We start from the raw sequence: 15385 nt of genomic DNA on the forward strand, positions 1-15385 counted from the left end.
CACCCCTCAGTAATCAACCCCGCGCTTGAGATCGACGCCGCGCTCGGCGTAGTGCTTGTGGCATACCATCTCAGAGTGGACCGAGGCCAGATCGAAGTAGGCAGGCCTTGATTTGCAGCGGCCGGTGATGATCACCTCGGTCTCGGCGGGTTTGCGCAGCAGCGTCTGCACGATCGGCTCCACCGGCAGCAGCTCCAGATCGACGGTGGGATTGAGCTCATCGAGGATCACCGTCTTGTACAGGCCGCTGGCGATCGCGGCGCGGGCGATCTCCCAGGCCCGCTCGGCCTCCACGTAGTCGATCGGCTGCTGCTGGCCCCGCCAGACGATCGCATCGCGGCCGGAGCGCAGGTGATCCACCAGGTGTGGATAGCTTTCGCGCAGGGCCGCGATGGCGGCGTCCTCGGTGTAACCGTTGCCGCCCTTGAGCCACTGCAGGATCAGCACCCGGTGGCTCTTGTCCTGGCTGATGCCGCGACCGATCGCCTGCAGCGCCTTGCCCAGGGCGCTGGTGCTCTTGCCCTTGCCCTCACCGGTGTAGATCTCGATCCCGTCGAGGCCGCGGCTCAGGGGGATGGCTCCTTCCGCCTCCTCGAGGTCGCCAGGGAGCTGGCGGCGATGGGCGCGCATCTCCGAGTGCAGATCGGCCAGCTGAATCAGCTCGCGCGGCGCTCCGCGGCCGGTGCAGATGATCTCCATCCCCGCCGGCTTGGTGGCCAGCACCCGCACCACCTCGTCCACGTCGAGCAGGCCCAGGTCCAGCACGGGGTTCAGCTCATCGAGCACCACCACCGAGTAGAGGTTGCTGGCCAGCGCACCCTTGGCGATGTCCCAGCCCCGCTGCGCCTCCTGGCGGTCGAAGCGGGTCACCTCCTCGGCATTGAAGTAGTCGCCGCGGCCGGTGCGCACCTGGTCGATCAGGTGCGGGAAGCCCTGCTGCAGGGCCTCGATGGCGGCGTCTTCGTCGTAGGAGCGGCCCGGGCCCTTGAGAAAGCGCAGCAGCAGCACCCGTGTCTGCCGTCGCTCGCAGATGCCCAGCCCGATGGTGCGCAGCACCACACCCAGCGCCGCCTGGCTCTTGCCCTTGCCGTCGCCGTCATAGACGTGCAGCTGACCGTGGACGCGTTCGTCGCTGCCGGCGGCGGTGCGGATGCCGATCCCCCGTCCGGTGCCCCGCTGGGGTGTCTGGGTGCTGCTCGCGGGGGCCATGGACAGGACGCTCCGATCTGGATGCTACCCAGCACCGGCGATCCGTTTGCCAGGATCGCCGCCATGTCCTTCTCCCTGCTGGAGACGCTCCCCGCCGATCTGGAGGTGGCCCTGGTGGCGCTGCGACAGCGGCTGGCGGGCTACGAGCGTGTGGTGGTCGCCTATTCCGGCGGCGTCGACAGCGCCCTGGTGGCGGCCCTCGCGGTGGAGGCCCTCGGCGCCAATGCCCTGGCGATCACCGGCGTGTCACCCGCGCTGGCTCCCCATCTGCTGCGGGAGGCGCGCGAGCAGGCCCGCTGGCTGGGCCTTGCCCATCGGGAGGTGCCCACCGCCGAACTGCAGGATCCCGCCTACAGCGCCAATCCGGCGGACCGCTGCTACGCCTGCAAGCGTGAGCTGCACAGCGTGGTGGCGCCGATCGCCGCCGCCGCCGGCGGGGCGGTGGTGCTCGATGGCGTCAACCGCGACGACCTCGGCGATCACCGGCCCGGGATCCGTGCCGCCCGTGAGTTCGGTGTGCGCTCCCCCCTGGCTGAGCTGGGTGTGGACAAGGCAGGCGTGCGCCAGCTGTCGCGGGCCCTTGGACTCCCCTGGTGGGACAAGCCGGCCCAGCCCTGCCTGGCCTCCCGTTTTCCCTACGGCGAACCGATCCACGCCGACGGCCTGAGGCGTGTCGCCGCGGCGGAGGACTGGCTGCGCCAGCGGGGCTTCGCTGAGCTGCGGGTGCGCAGCCAGGGGGACAGCGCCCGCATTGAGCTGCCTGCCGATCAGCTGCCGCAGGCGCTGCAGGCACTGGCCGCCGGCCCCCTGCGGCTCCAGCTTTTGGAGGCGTTCCGGCAGCTCGGCTTCACGGCGGTGGGGCTCGACCTTGAGGGGCTGGTGAGCGGCAAGCTCAACCGATCCCTGCCAATGGCCGCCGCCCATGCCGCGCCTGGGCTGACCTGTGGGGGCGTTCCCGAGATCCCCCTCTCCCGGTCGTGAGGCAACCGTTCTCAGAGGGACGTCGCTGGCGCGGTGCTGTCCAACAAAAAAGGAGACGGTGTTCCGTCTCCTCACAGGCTTGCCGACTCGGAGACCGGAAGGCGGCCAGCCGCAGCGCTCAGGCAGCCGCCAGCTCAGGTTCCCGGTCGCTCCCCTCGATGCAGGTGGGCGTTTCGCGGCGGAAGCTGGTGAGCTTGTGGCGTCCGGCGCCGAGTTCCTCCCAGAGCACCTGGCAGGCCTTCTCAGGCATGGTGTGATCGCCGCAGGTGAAAACATCCACAGCCGCATAGCCGGATTCCGGCCAGGTGTGAATCGAGATATGAGATTCGGCCAGCAGAGCCAGGCCCGTCACTCCCTGAGGTTGGAAGCGGTGGGTGATGAGGTTGAGCAGGGTGGCACCAGCACGTTTTGCAGCGGTGGTGATGGTGTCCCTGAGAAAGGCTTCGTCGTCGAGCCGCGAGGAGTCGCAGTCGTAGAGCTCGAGGATGCAATGTTTGCCTACCGCGTCGGTGGTGGAGGCCGTCGGGGTCTGCTGGCTGGCGAAGGAGGAGGAAGACTGACTGTCGGCTGCGGTCCATCCGGGGTGCGGGTGGAGGCAGGGCAGGCTCTGGTTCATCAGGGGTCCTGACGAGAGGGCTCAACACCATAGGGCCTGGCAGCGCTGTGCACCCGGCTCTGCCCGGCTGTGGCTCATTCCACACACACCCGACCCGCCTCCATGCGCACCACCTGGCCGGCGAGGCGCCAGTCCTCGCTGAACACCCCGAGATGGGTGGCGCTCACCAGGCACTGGTGTCCCGTGCCCACCGCCTCGAGCAGCAGCTGCTGACGGCGGGGGTCGAGCTCCGCCAGCACATCGTCGAGCAGCAGCAGCGGGGGCTGACCCACCACCTGGCTCACCAGGTCCAGCTCGGCCAGCTTGAGGGCCAGCACCAGGGTGCGCTGCTGCCCCGCCGAGCCATAGCGGCGCGCCGGCCGCTCGGCCAGAAGCAGCTCCACCTCATCACGGTGCGGGCCCGCATGGCACTGCCCCAGGCGCCGCTCCTCGCCGCGCTGCTCCCGCAGCCTGCGCTCCAGCAGCGGCCGCCAGCGCTCCTCGTCGTCGTCCGGGCCCAGATCCCCCTCCAGGGCAGTGCCGCAGCGGTAGGCGAGGGTCAGCGGTTCGCCCTGGCCGCCGATCCGCTCCTGCCAGGCTGCCGCCAGCGGCTCCAGGCGCCGCAGGGCCCGCCAGCGGCGACGATGCAGGCGGGTGCCGAGCAAGGCCATCTGCACGTCGAAGGCATCCAGCAGGGCGTCCTGGCTGCCTTCCGCGAGGCCACGTCGCAGCAATTGGCTGCGCTGCCGCAGCAGTCGGCCGTAGTGGCGCAGCAGGTTGGCGTAGATGGGTTCGAGCTGCAGCACCACCCGGTCCAGCCAGTGCCGACGCAGCGCCGGTTCGCCCCGCACCAGCTCGAGATCGAGGGCGCTGAAGCCGACGCAGCGCAGGCTGCCGGGCAGATCGAGCTGGCGCTCCAGCAGTCGGCCGTTGCGCAGGGCCTGGCGGCCGCCGCGGTGGCGCAGCTGCAGCTCGAGCGTGTCGCCTTCGGTGGTCGTGGCCCGCAGGCGGCTGCCGCTGTGGCCATGGGCGATCAGATCGCGATCCTGGCCGCAGCGATGGGAGCGCAGGCTGGTGAGCAGCTCGACGCTTTCGAGCAGGTTGGATTTGCCCTGGCCGTTGGCCCCGATCACCAGCAGCCGTGGCGCCTGCAGTTCCAGTTCCAGCGCCGCGAGGTTGCGGAAGTGCTGGATCTCCAGGCGATGCAGCCGGATCGGTCTGGCGCGGTGAGCGGTTAAGGTAAGTCCTGCCTGCCGATCGCCGGTTGGCCCCTGCGCGTCGCCACCCAGTCCGAATGCCGTTCGCATCGGCCGCGTGATCACGTTGTGGGCATGTAGCTCAGTTGGATAGAGCGTCAGATTCCGGTTCTGAATGTCGGGGGTTCGAGTCCCTCCATGCTCGTCGTCTGCCTCCCCAGTCCTGAGGGAGGCTTTTTCATGCTCTGCAGCGGGCCATCCCGGCCCCTGTCCGCTCCGGCGCACAGCCCGTCCCGCGTGCTGCGCCCAGCGGCTTCCGGCCGCGAGGCTGTGCATGCCCCTGACGCCACAGCAGCGGATTCGCCCTGAATCCGCGGACCGCTCCGTCCGTTGTGGCATCCCTCCGTGTCGGGGCCTGACGTCGGTGCGACAGGGCTCAGCGCAGGTCGCGGCCCATCGCCCGGATGCCGCCGGGATCGAGCACGAAGCCAACCCGGTTCAGGGCGCTGAGTGCCTCCGGTGGCGCCGACAGCGACACGCTGCAGCCGCCCAGCTCGCGCCGCAGCCGCCCCAGCCCGGCGTGCACCAGCACCGCCAGAACGTCACCGCGGCCCGGATCACCAGGATCGCTGAGCAGATCCCAGAGGTTGGCGTTGAGGGCCAGATCGCTGGTGGCTCGCAGGAAGCCCACCAGTCGCTCCGCGTCGTCGCGGACGCCCAGATGCCAGGTGCTGCGCTCGAGCACCAGCTGCCAGCGGCCGCTGGGCCGGGGCCGCTCGCCGCAGAGTTCGAGCAGGCGGTTGAGCTCCTCGACCTCCAGCGGCGGTTGCCAGAGGAGCTGGTAGCCCTCCCGCAGGCGGGGCTGTGGCGGTTGGCTGCGGAACGGAAGCAAGGGAACAGCGCTGCGGGAGGGGATCAGCCGGTGTTGCGCATGCCGGCGGCGATGCCGTTGATCGTCAGCAGCGCCCCCTGCAGCAGATCACTGCGGCTGTAGGTGCGGCCATCGCTGGCCCTGGCGGTTCCCTCGCTCATCGGTGGCTGGCGGTTCTGGTCACGCAGCAGTCGCAGCAAGGCCACCTGCAGATAGCCCAGGGGGATGATCGTGCGGTTGCGCAGCTCCACCGACAGCTGCAGGGCAGGGTCGCCGTCGAGCAGGCGCTCGTGACCGCTGATCGCCAGCACCAGATCGCGGGTGAGGGCGAATTCGCTGGCGATCGCCTCAAGGATGGCGGCGAAGGCCTCGCGGTGGCTGTCGCGTCCCAGCGAGCGCACGTAGTGACCGGCCAGGTCGAGGTCCACCTTGGCGAGGGTCATCTCCACCTTCGAGATGAGCATGCGGAAGAACGGCCAGCGCTGGTAGAGCAGCTGCAGCAGCTCCATCTGGCCCGCATCCTGCTGCAGCTCTGCCTGCAGGGCCGCCCCGACGCCGTACCAGCTGGGGAGCAGGAAGCGGCTCTGGGTCCAGCCGAACACCCAGGGGATGGCGCGCAGGCTGGAGAGATCCTTGGCGCCGCCCTTGCGCCGCGCCGGTCGGCTGGAGATCTGCAGCTTGCTGATCTCCTCGATCGGGGTGACCTGCTGGAAGAAGGCCACCAGATCAGGGTTGTCGTGCACCAGCGCGCGGTAGTGATCGCGCGAACGTGCCGCCAGCCGCTCCATCAGAGCGTTCCAGCTGGGCGTGTCATCGAGCGGGGTGGTGACGAGGCTGTTCTGCAGCACCGCCGTCGTGACGGTCTCGAGGTTGTAGAGGGCCAGCTCGGGCAGCGAGTACTTGGAGGCGAGCACTTCGCCCTGTTCGGTGATCTTGATCCGCCCCTTCAGCGTGCCGCCGGGCTGGGCCAGGATCGCCTGGTAGGCCGGGCCACCGCCGCGGCCGACCGAGCCGCCGCGGCCGTGGAAGATGCGCAGAGCGATGTCGTGATCGTCCGCCAGGCGCTGCAGGGCGATCTGGGCGCGGTGGATCTCCCAGTTGCTGGAGAGGAAACCCGAATCCTTGTTGCTGTCGGAATAGCCGAGCATCACTTCCTGCAGCGGCTGACCGGAGTCGGTGTTCGCTGTGAGCAGCTGGCGGTAGAAGGGCTCGGCGAACAGACGCCCCATCACCGCAGGCGCCCCCTGCAGGTCTTCCACCGTCTCGAACAATGGAATCACCAGCAGTTCGGAGCGCTGGGCGAGCGGATCCACCAGGCCGGCCTCCTTGGCCAGCAGCAGCACTTCCAGCAGATCCGACACCGTGTGGCTCATCGAGATCACATAGGTGCGGCAGATGCGCGTGCCGAACTCCTGCTGCAGGCGCTGCAGCATGCGGAACACCGCGAAGGTCTCGGCGGTGGCGGGGCTCCAGCGGGCCGCCGGCGGCAGCAGCGGCCGGCGGGTCTGCAGTTCCGACAGCAGCCAGGTGATCCGTTGCTCCTCGTCCATCTCGCCATAGGGCACCGGCAGCTGCAGGTAGCGGCTCAGCTCGTCGATGGCATCGCTGTGCCGGGTGCTCTCCTGGCGGATGTCGAGGCTGGCCAGGCAGAAGGCGAAGATGTGCACCTGCGTGAGCAGATCGCGCAGGGCCTCGCAGCGCAGACCGGTGGCGTCGAGGCTCTCCTTGATCAGCTCCAGGTCGTTGCGGAACTCTTCCGCGGAGGCGAAGTGCAGATCGACACTGGGGGTGCCGATGGCCGGCAGGCCGAAGGATCCCTCCCCGGGAACCGTGGCTGGGCCATCACAGGGTGACTCCCAGCCGGCCTCGGCGAGCTGCTCGTTGCGCCGGGCACTGAGGCGCAGTCGCTCGAGGATGTAACTGAGCTTGAGCCGGTAGGGCTCCTTGCGATAACTGGTGGCCCGCTCCTCGTAGATGTCGGGGAAGCGCAGCCGGTCGAGCTCGAGCGATTCGAGCAGCGCCTTGCTGGGCGGGCTCCACTGCATCGAGATGCTCAGCTGGTCGCGCAGCTCCTCAACGGCGCGGATGTAGCGGCCGAACATCAGCTGACGCTGGAAGCAGGCCGTCCGCCAGGTGATCTCCGGCGTCACCGAGGGGTTGCCGTCGCGGTCGGAACCCACCCAGGAGCCGAAGGTGCAGAAGGCGTCGCGAGGCGGCACCACGTCGGGGTAGCTGCTGGCCAGGGCGGTGCGGATGCGGCTGCGCAGCTGCGGCATGGCGTCGAAGAGCACCTGCTGGAAGTAGTGCAGGGCGTAGTCGACCTCGTTGATCACCGTCGGCTTGAACTGGTGCAGCTCGTCGGTGCGCCACCACAGTCGGATCTCCTCCTCCAGCTGTTGCCGCAGCCGGTCGTGCTCGGAGGGATTGAGGGGATTGCAGTTCTGCAGCCTCTGGATCAGGGCCGCCACGCGCCGCTGCTTGTGGCGCACCGTGTGGCGCACGATCTCGGTGGGGTGGGCCGTGAACACCAGGCGGATGTCCAGCTCGCGCAGCAGCGTCTCCACCTGGGCGGGCGGCACCCCCAGTCCCCGCAGCCGCTCGAACAGCTCCCGGAAGGTGGCCGGCTCGCTCTGACGGGCCAGAGGGGGCACGAACGGGTCGCTGCTGACCACCTGGGGGGCGCTGCGCAGGCTCTCGAGATAGCTGTCCTCCTCGATGTGCTGCTCGATGATGTTGACGAGCTGGAAATAGAGCGAGAAGGCGCGCGCAGCGGCGATGCCGTCGGCCAGATCCATCTCACGGATCAGCTGCACGATGCCCGCCGTGTCGACGCTGCTCTCGTCCGCCAGCTCGGTGGGGGTGATCGGACCGCTGAGCTGTTTGAGCCGCAGCAACCTCTCCACCCGGTCGGGTGGGCACTCGCTGCGCAGCACCGACTGCCACAGGTCCTCGACCAGCTCGAGCCTCTCTGACAGCAGCCGGATCACCCGGGGAGCGGCCTCGTTCAGGCCGGCGGCGTGGGGAGCGCTGGGGAGGGCTTCCGGAGCGGGGCTGGGCACGGGCGTCACGGCCATGGGCGCTGCGGAGGGCTGCCGCATGGGGGCAGACGGTGAAGAGAACGACCCATCATCATCTCAAAGCGTGCGACGCATCTGTCGCAAGCCATGCCATCAGCTGTTCCTCCCGCTCGGCCAGTTCGGCGGCGGCGCTCGCCACGATCGCTGCGATCGATTCCCCGCGGCGGTGGCGCTTCTGCCAACGCATCGCCTGATTGCCGTGCTCCAGCAGGGTCTCCAGCGGGCTGAGAGCCGTGCTCAGCCCCAGTTCGGACGCCAGCGGCGCCAGCTCCGTCAATTCCTGCTCCAGCCAGCGGCGCGCCTCGATCGGTCGTCCGTCGCGCCAGTGGCAGAGGGTGCTCTCCAGGCTGCTGCGGGCGGCGGCGCGGTCGTTGGCATCCGCCAGGGCGGCCAGTTCCGCGCCTCCCAGGCGGCTGCACATCAGCGGGTCGTGCGGCTCCGGGTCGCGCAGGATCCGCTGCAGGCGCAGCTCGGCGAAGGCGGTCACCGCCAGCAGCTCCAGCGGATCGGCGATCAGATCACAGATCCGCAGCTCGACGCGGTTGAGGTCGTGAGGGCGGTCGTCGCCATTGGGCCGCACCGACGTCCACAGGTGGCGCACGTTGAACATCGCCCCGGCCGCCAGCTGCTCCTCCATCCAGCGGATGTAATGGGCGTGATCGGTGAACAGCGGCACCTGGGGCGGTGTGAGCGGGAACTGCAGCCAGCGCTGCGAGTGCACGCCGCAGCTCTCGCCGTCCAGGAAGGGGGAGCTGGCGCTCAGGGCCAGCAGCAGCGCCGCCTCGCAGCGGAGCAGCCGCAGGCCGGCGAACAGGGGCTGCATCGCCTCGATGCCGAGGTTGATGTGCACGCTGGCGGTGACCACCCGCGTGCCGTAGGCGGCCTCGATCGTGTCGTGATATGGGTTTTCGGGGGCTGATCGCTCGAAGCGGTGGCTGTCACCGAGGCTCAGGGTGCTGCCCGGCAGCAGGGTGAGGCCGCGGGGGGCCAGCCAGGCCCGCAGGCGGCGACGGGGCTCCAGCAGCAGCTCCAGCTGGTGGCGGTAGCTGGGCTCTGGCGGGGTGGTGTACTCGAGGTTGCGGTTGTCGGGTTCGGTGACGAAGTCCGCCAGAGCGGCCGCCGCCTCGGCGGCGCAACCCACCACCTGGCCGTCCGGGCGGCCGGTGTACATCTCCACTTCGAACCCCTTGAGCAGACGCGCTGCCGCCATCACGGCCGCTCCGTGCCGTGACCGCCGCCGGTCGCCTCCGGCAGCAGGCAGGCCAGGGCCTTGAGCATGCCCCGGGCCTTGTTCAGTGTCTCTTCGTACTCGGCCTCGGGGCGGGAGTCGGCCACGATGCCGGCGCCGGCCTGCACCTGCACCCGCCAGCCGCGCCGTGAGCTGCCCGCCGCAGCAGGCTCGGGCAGCACCACCATCGTGCGGATGGTGATCGCGGTGTTCAGGGCACCGCGCAGGTCGACGGCGCCGTAGACGCCGGAATAGGGCCCGCGGGCGTCGGGCTCGAGGTCGTGGATCAGCTGCATCGCCCGGATCTTGGGGGCGCCGCTGACCGTGCCGGCGGGGAAGCAGGCCATCAGCAGATCCCAGATGTCCCGGTCAGGCGCGAGCAGGCCCTCCACCTGGCTGACGATGTGCATCACGTGTGAGTAGCGCTCGATCACCATCAGGTCGCCCACGGCCACACTCCCCGGCCGGCAGACACGCCCGAGGTCGTTGCGGCCCAGATCGACCAGCATCACGTGTTCGGCCCGCTCCTTGGGATCGGCGAGCAGCTCCACCTCCAGAGCGCTGTCCTCCTGTTCATCGCCGCCGCGGGGCCGGGTGCCGGCGATCGGCCGCACCGAGGCCCGCACCGTGCCGTCCTCCAGGGGCTCGGCCTTCACCATCACCTCGGGGCTGGAGCCGATCAGGTGCCAGTCGCCGAAGTCGAAGAAGGCCATGTAGGGCGACGGATTGACCATCCGCAGGCTGCGGTAGAGGTCGAAGGGATCGCGCTCGATCCGCGTCTCCAGCCGCTGGCTGAGCACCAGCTGGAACACGTCGCCGGCCTCGATGTGGGCTTCGCCGCGGCGCACGGCGTCTTCGAAGCTGGCCCGCTCGACGTTGCTGCGGATCGCCAGGTCGTGCATCACCTGATCGGTGGAGGCGTCATGCCAGCTCAGCGGGGTGACCGAGGCGGGCAGTGGCTCATGCATGCGTGCCTCCAGAGCGGCGATGCGGCCGGCGGCATGGTGCCAGGCGTGTTCGGCGTCCACCGGGTGCCCATCGGCCCCGGAGAGGTCGGCGTAGGCCAGGGCGGTGATCTGGCGCCGGACCTGGTCGAACACCAGCAGGCTGTCGGCAAGCATCCAGCAGCCGTCCGGCGGCGCGTTGGCAGGGGCGTCGTGCACCGGCACGGTGGGCTCGATCCAGCGGATCAGCTCGTAGCCCCAGAAGCCGAACAGCTGGCCCACCGGCGGCAGCCCCGGTACCGGCGCCGGGCTGAGCGGTGCCAGACACTGGCGCAGCAGCTGGAAGGGATTGCCCTGGAGCTCGTCGTGGCGCCCATCGCGCCAGCGACGCTCACTGCGCTCGCCCCGGGAGGTGAGGGTCCACAGCGGGTCGCTGACCACGAAGCTCCAGCGGCCGAGCCGTTCGCCCCCCTCGACGGACTCCAGCAGCACGCCGTGGCCACGGCCGGCGCCCACCTTCAGCCAGGTGGTCAGGGGCGTCTCCAGGTCGGCGGGCCAGCGCTTCCACAGCGGGATCAGGGTGTGGCCGCCGAAGGCGAAGCGGTCGCCGGAACGCGCCCGGGCGGCCTCCGCCAGGAAGGCATCGCGGTCGGGTGAGCGGGCGGGTGCGGGCATCGGGCGATGGACAGGCAGAAAAAAGGCGGGGCCCCGGGCCCCGCCATTCAAGATGCTCGCCGGAACGGATCAGGCGTCGTAGGTGGCTTTGCCGCTGAACTTGAGTCCGGCGGGATTGGGGTTGGCGCCGATGCTGCGGGGGTTGTGGCCCACCATCGCGCGACCCTCGTTCACCTTCTCGGGGAAGACGCCGTCCTTGGGGTGCAGATATTCGGTGTCGCCGCCGGGATAGATGCGATAGATCTTGTAGTCCTCGATCCGAGGCTTGAATTTCGTGCGCAGCTGCGTGCCCAGAGCCAGGCACTGCTCCTTGCGGGCGAAATACATGATGTTTTCGCCCTCGTTCATGAGGGCGGCGCCACCGGTGGGAAGCTCGAACGCCTGGGACTTGCTGCTGGTCCAGGTGATGGCGTACTTCTCTTCGGTTTCGGCGGAGTTCAGCAGACCACCGGTGCTGCCGATGTGCTTGGGAAGTTGACCCGTGAGGGCAGTCGCTGGCATGGCTCGCTGACCGTTACAGGCGGAAGCTAGCACCGTGTTTTTGGTCGCTCGGGCCCGGTCGCGGCACTCTTCACACTCGTCGACAAACGCTGCGTCGGCCTGCACGAAGGGCGCGCTGGCAACGGCGCCTCTGGCGCTCTCAGCCCATCGGTTCGGCCAGCGGGAAGAACACGATCAAGGAGCTGCCATCGCGTTCGGTGAGCCGTCCTCCCAGGCGATGGAACAGACGGCGTGTCGCCTCGCTGCTCAGCTGCAGGCTGCCGGTGGCGGGGTTCCAGCTCAGTACCGGGCCCACCCGCTCGGCGGCGGTCGTCTCGCCGGTCTCTCGTTCCTCCTCCGCCAGGCCGGTGGCGCCCGCGGCCTTGCTGCTGAGCTGCAGCTTCAGGCGGGACCCCGCTGGTTGCAGGCTGAGTCGCACCTGGCTGCCGCTGGGCAGGCCGCGGCTGAAGCGATCCATCAGGCCGCCGAGCATCGTCTCGAGCCGGGTGGGATCGCTGAGTACCGGCGGCAGCCCCGGCTGGATGCGCAGCTGCAGCGTCAGGTCGCGGCGGGCCAGCTGACGCTGCCACAGCTCCTCCATCGCCTCCAGCAGCCGGCTGAGGTCGGTGCGGGCCAGCTCGCTGGCGGCCAGGGGCTGGCCGCTGCCGGGCTGGCGCTGCAGCTCGGCCGCCAGGAAGATCAGGCCGAAGCGGTCGATCTGCTCGCTGCACTCGCTGTCGATCTGCTCCAGGCGCTGACGCACCAGCGGCGTCAGTTCGCGGCGGCGCAGCAGGGAGCGGATCAGGGTGCGGATCGTGGCCAGCGGCGTGCGCACCTCGTGAGTGAGGGCCTCCAGAAGCTCCAGCTCGCCGGCAGTGCCGTCGGGGCGCGGTGAGGCCAGAGGCTGCAGGGTGACGCTGGGGGCGATCGCGGCCAGGCGTTCGGCCAGCCGGGGCCAGAACTGCAGCGCCAGCTCCGGGTCATTGTCGAGCGGGCCGAGGGCCTGCAGGGCCGCTGCCAGGGCGGCGGCGGCCGCAGGTTGCTCCTCCTGGAGACGCTGCAGCACAAGCTGGAGGGCGCCGGCGAGCACTTCGGCGTCGAAGCGCACGATCAGGCGCCGGGCCTGGGGAGGCCCATCGAGGGCGAGGGCCACCTGCACCGCCGGTGTGATCAGCAGCAGCAGTGGATCGGTGCCGTCGTCCGGGTGCAGCGGCAGGCGCTGGAAGCCGAAGGGCTCGGCGGTCTCCCGGGACTCGTGGCGTCCCGGCAGCAGCGGCGCGCCGGTGGGCAGGAGCTGCTCCACTCCCTCCGGCGCCCACACCCAGCCCTGCAGGCGGCGCAGCAGGCGCGGCTCATACAACGCCGGCAGAGGGGCGGCGAGCCACAGGCCCCGGTCGGCGCCCGGTCCCGGCGCCAGCAGATCCTCCTGCAGGGTGGCAAGGGCAGCCCACCATTGACGCCGCACGCTGTCCTCGTCACCGCGACCGGGGGGAACATCCAGCGACAGCCGGCTGCGCAGCTCCGCGAGGCTCACCACCATCGCTGCAGGGCGCGGGTGCGACCGGCCACCGAGGCACACAGGCCGAGAGCCATGAAGTTCATCAGCAGGGAGGATCGTCCGTAGCTGAGCCAGGGCAGTGGGATGCCGGTGATGGGCCCCAGCCCGATCGTCATGTTGATGTTCACCACCACCTGGAACATCAGCATCGTCCCGACACCGATCACCACAAGCGATTCGTAGTCGCTGCTGGCCTGCCTGGCGATCCGCAGCAGCCGGGCCATCAGCAGGGCGAAGGCGGCTACGACGAGCACGGAGCCCAGGAAGCCCGTCTCCTCGCCGAGGGCGCTGAAGATGAAATCCGTGTGTTGCTCAGGGATGAAGCGCAGCCTGGTGAGCTGCCCTTGCATCAGGCCCATGCCCCAGAAACCGCCTGAGCCGATCCCGACCGTGCTCTGCAGCAGGTGATAGCCACCGCCGAGAGGGTCCTGGGAGGGGTCGAGAAACATGGTGAGCCGCTCGCGCTGGTGGGGCTTGAGGCCGTGCTGCCACAGCCAGGGCGTGGCCACGGCGGAGGCCCCCTGCACCGCCAGCACCACCGCCAGGCCCAGGCGTCTCCAGGGCAGAGAGCGCCAGGCCAGCAGCGCCATCAGCGGCACCCACGCCAGCAGACCCCAGGGGAACACGCCGGCCACGATTGCGGTGACCAGGGGCGAGAGCACAAGGATCAGCCAGTGCAGCGGCATGCCCGCCCAGAACAGCATCACCAGCAGGATCGCCCCGAACACCAGCGAGGTGCCCAGATCGGGCTGCACGAAGACCAGCAACCAGGGCAGCGCGATCACCGCCACAGGGCGCAGCAGATCCACGGGGCGGTCGATCGGGTGGCGCGCCAGCACCCCGGCCAGCAGAAGGATGGCGCCGATCTTGGCGAACTCCGAGGGCTGCACATAGAAGCCGCCGATGTTGATCCAGCTCTGGGCCCCCAGGGCTGAGGTGCCCACCAGCCGCACGGCGATCAGGCTGAGGACCATGGCCCCATAGATGGGCCCCTGCCAGTGGCGGTAGTGCCCGACGGGGATGCGCGAGAGGCCCAGGGCCACCGCCATGCCCACGCCGGCCGTCACCCAGTGCTGATACCAGTCGGCGTAGTCAGCCTGACGCTGGGTGCTGGCGATGAGCACGCCGGCGATCAGGCACAGACCGAGGGGCACGCCCCAGAGGATCCAGTCGATCTGGCCGAGGCGTCGCCGCAGGGCACCCCGTCGCGATGGCCAGGCGCCGCGACGCCGGCCGCGGGCGCTCAGCACGGCCATCGCTTCAGGCCCGGCCGGCCGCGGGAACGGCGCCGGTCAGAGCATCCAGCCGATCGGCCAGCTCCAGGAAGGCGCGGGCACTGAGGGATGTGGGCGCGCCGAGCACCACCGGCTGGCCGCCGTCACCACCGGTTCGCACCGGCATCTCCAGCGGCAGCTGGGCCAGCAGTGGGACGCCGGCCTCCTCGGCCAGCTGGGCGCCACCGCCGCTTCCGAACAGCTCGTAGCGCCGGTCCGGGGCATCCGGAGGGATGAAGGCGCTCATGTTCTCGATCACGCCCAGCACCGGCACCCCCATCTGCAGGAACATCGCCAGGCCGCGGCGGGCATCCTGCAGTGACACCTTCTGGGGGGTGGTGACGATCACGGCGCCCGCCATCGGCACCGCCTGGGCCAGGCTGAGCTGGGCGTCGCCGGTGCCGGGGGGCAGGTCCACCACCAGCACGTCGCGTTCACCCCAGTCGACCTGATAGAGGAACTGGCGGATGATGCCGTTGAGCATCGGCCCCCGCCAGATCACCGGCTGGTTCTCCTGAATCAGCAGGCCCATCGACACCATGGCAATGCCGCAGGTCTCGATCGGACTGAGCACCTGCTCATTGCCGCTGCCGCGCACCTCCGGCGTGCGGTCGGCCACGCCCAGCATGGTGGGGGCGTTGGGGCCGTAGATGTCGGCGTCAAGCAGGCCGACGCGCAGGCCGCGGGCCGCCAGGGCGCAGGCCAGGTTGACGGCCACCGTGCTCTTGCCGACGCCGCCCTTGCCGCTGCTGACGGCGATCACCCGCTGCACGCCCGGGATCGGCTGCCGCTCCGGTACCTGGCCATGGCCGCCTGTGCCGTGGCCGGCACCCCCGATCGGGCCGCTGGAGGGCGGCGTCTGGGCGGCGGCCAGCTCGATCTGCACGTCCTCGATGCCGTCATGGCCGAGCAGGGCGGCGCGGGCTGCCTCGACGATGCGCTGCTGCTGGCTGGCGGCGAAGCGGGGCAGGGCCAGTTCGAAGATGGCGCGCTGTTCGCGGCGGCGCACCCGCCGGATCCAGCCCAGCTCCAGCAGGGTGCGACCGCTGCCGGCGTCGCGCAGCTCGTTGAGGCAGGCCTCCAGAGCGGCGGTTTCGGGATTCGGCGTGGAGGGGGCCGGAGCGGGGGAGGCCATGAACAGGCGCAAGGGGCGGAGAGGGGCGTCCGGGGGAGAGGCCGGCCTGGGTGGCGGGGCGGGCCCCGCGGTGGAGGGCACCCCCACAGGCGGCATCCGGCAGGGCGGATCCTAGGGAGGACCTCCGTGGCGCACGGTGCCGGTCGGGACGGTCGGCCCCCC

General features: G+C 70.2%; 12 protein-coding genes and 1 tRNA gene. 2 read left to right on the plus strand and 11 right to left on the minus strand.

Going from position 1 to position 15385, the window contains the following annotated elements; translation table 11 throughout:
- Positions 1 to 6 precede the first annotated feature (6 nt).
- Positions 7 to 1209, minus strand: coding sequence for a cob(I)yrinic acid a,c-diamide adenosyltransferase (locus H8F25_RS15080; RefSeq protein ID WP_197211109.1), 1203 nt, complete (start codon positions 1207 to 1209; stop codon positions 7 to 9).
- A 63-nt stretch (positions 1210 to 1272) separates the two neighbouring features.
- Between H8F25_RS15080 and larE the strand changes: the two genes are divergently transcribed.
- Entirely contained in the window at positions 1273 to 2190 is a 918-nt protein-coding gene (gene larE, locus H8F25_RS15085) for an ATP-dependent sacrificial sulfur transferase LarE (protein WP_197211110.1), read from the plus strand.
- Between the two features lie 118 nt (positions 2191 to 2308).
- On the opposite strand, the gene speD is transcribed toward larE, so the two are convergent.
- Both speD and recF read right to left on the minus strand, forming a co-directional pair.
- Positions 2309 to 2806 carry an adenosylmethionine decarboxylase gene (gene speD / locus H8F25_RS15090; RefSeq protein ID WP_197211111.1) on the minus strand — a complete coding sequence of 166 codons (498 nt, stop codon included), beginning with the start codon at positions 2804 to 2806 and terminating at the stop codon, positions 2309 to 2311.
- A 74-nt stretch (positions 2807 to 2880) separates the two neighbouring features.
- On the minus strand, positions 2881 to 3978 hold the full coding sequence (gene recF, locus H8F25_RS15095) for a DNA replication/repair protein RecF (protein ID WP_231597388.1): 1098 nt from the start codon (positions 3976 to 3978) through the stop codon (positions 2881 to 2883).
- Positions 3979 to 4112: 134 nt separating this feature from the next.
- On the opposite strand from recF, the gene H8F25_RS15100 reads away from it, so the two are divergent.
- Positions 4113 to 4186: transfer RNA gene (locus H8F25_RS15100), tRNA-Arg, on the plus strand.
- A 231-nt stretch (positions 4187 to 4417) separates the two neighbouring features.
- Here H8F25_RS15100 and H8F25_RS15105 read toward each other — a convergent pair.
- The 8 genes from H8F25_RS15105 to H8F25_RS15140 all read right to left on the minus strand — a co-directional run bounded on the left by H8F25_RS15105 (position 4418) and on the right by H8F25_RS15140 (position 15223).
- A complete protein-coding gene (locus tag H8F25_RS15105) occupies positions 4418 to 4873 on the minus strand; it encodes an N-acetyltransferase (RefSeq protein ID WP_197211113.1) in 456 nt (151 codons plus the stop codon).
- Between the two features lie 23 nt (positions 4874 to 4896).
- Entirely contained in the window at positions 4897 to 7926 is a 3030-nt protein-coding gene (gene ppc / locus H8F25_RS15110; RefSeq protein WP_231596890.1) for a phosphoenolpyruvate carboxylase, read from the minus strand.
- A 55-nt stretch (positions 7927 to 7981) separates the two neighbouring features.
- Positions 7982 to 9139, minus strand: a complete 1158-nt coding sequence (gene gshA / locus H8F25_RS15115; RefSeq protein ID WP_197211115.1) for a glutamate--cysteine ligase — start codon at positions 9137 to 9139, stop codon at positions 7982 to 7984.
- Positions 9139 to 10776: an anthranilate synthase component I family protein gene (locus H8F25_RS15120; RefSeq protein WP_197211116.1), complete on the minus strand. Its 1638-nt coding sequence runs from the start codon at positions 10774 to 10776 to the stop codon at positions 9139 to 9141. Before H8F25_RS15120 ends, gshA begins: the two co-directional genes overlap by 1 nt.
- A gap of 69 nt (positions 10777 to 10845) precedes the next feature.
- On the minus strand, positions 10846 to 11277 hold the full coding sequence (locus H8F25_RS15125; protein ID WP_197211117.1) for a photosystem I reaction center subunit II PsaD: 432 nt from the start codon (positions 11275 to 11277) through the stop codon (positions 10846 to 10848).
- A 139-nt stretch (positions 11278 to 11416) separates the two neighbouring features.
- Complete coding sequence (locus tag H8F25_RS15130) at positions 11417 to 12796, minus strand: sensor histidine kinase KdpD (protein ID WP_197211118.1); 1380 nt, start codon at positions 12794 to 12796, stop codon at positions 11417 to 11419.
- Positions 12787 to 14070, minus strand: a complete 1284-nt coding sequence (gene rodA, locus H8F25_RS15135) for a rod shape-determining protein RodA (protein ID WP_197211119.1) — start codon at positions 14068 to 14070, stop codon at positions 12787 to 12789. The genes H8F25_RS15130 and rodA overlap by 10 nt, the downstream gene beginning before the upstream one ends.
- Positions 14071 to 14074: 4 nt before the next feature.
- Positions 14075 to 15223: an Mrp/NBP35 family ATP-binding protein gene (locus H8F25_RS15140; protein WP_197211120.1), complete on the minus strand. Its 1149-nt coding sequence runs from the start codon at positions 15221 to 15223 to the stop codon at positions 14075 to 14077.
- Between the last annotated feature and the right edge of the window lie 162 nt (positions 15224 to 15385).

This window comes from Synechococcus sp. CBW1004 (assembly GCF_015840715.1).
Classification (GTDB): Bacteria; Cyanobacteriota; Cyanobacteriia; order PCC-6307; family Cyanobiaceae; genus Cyanobium.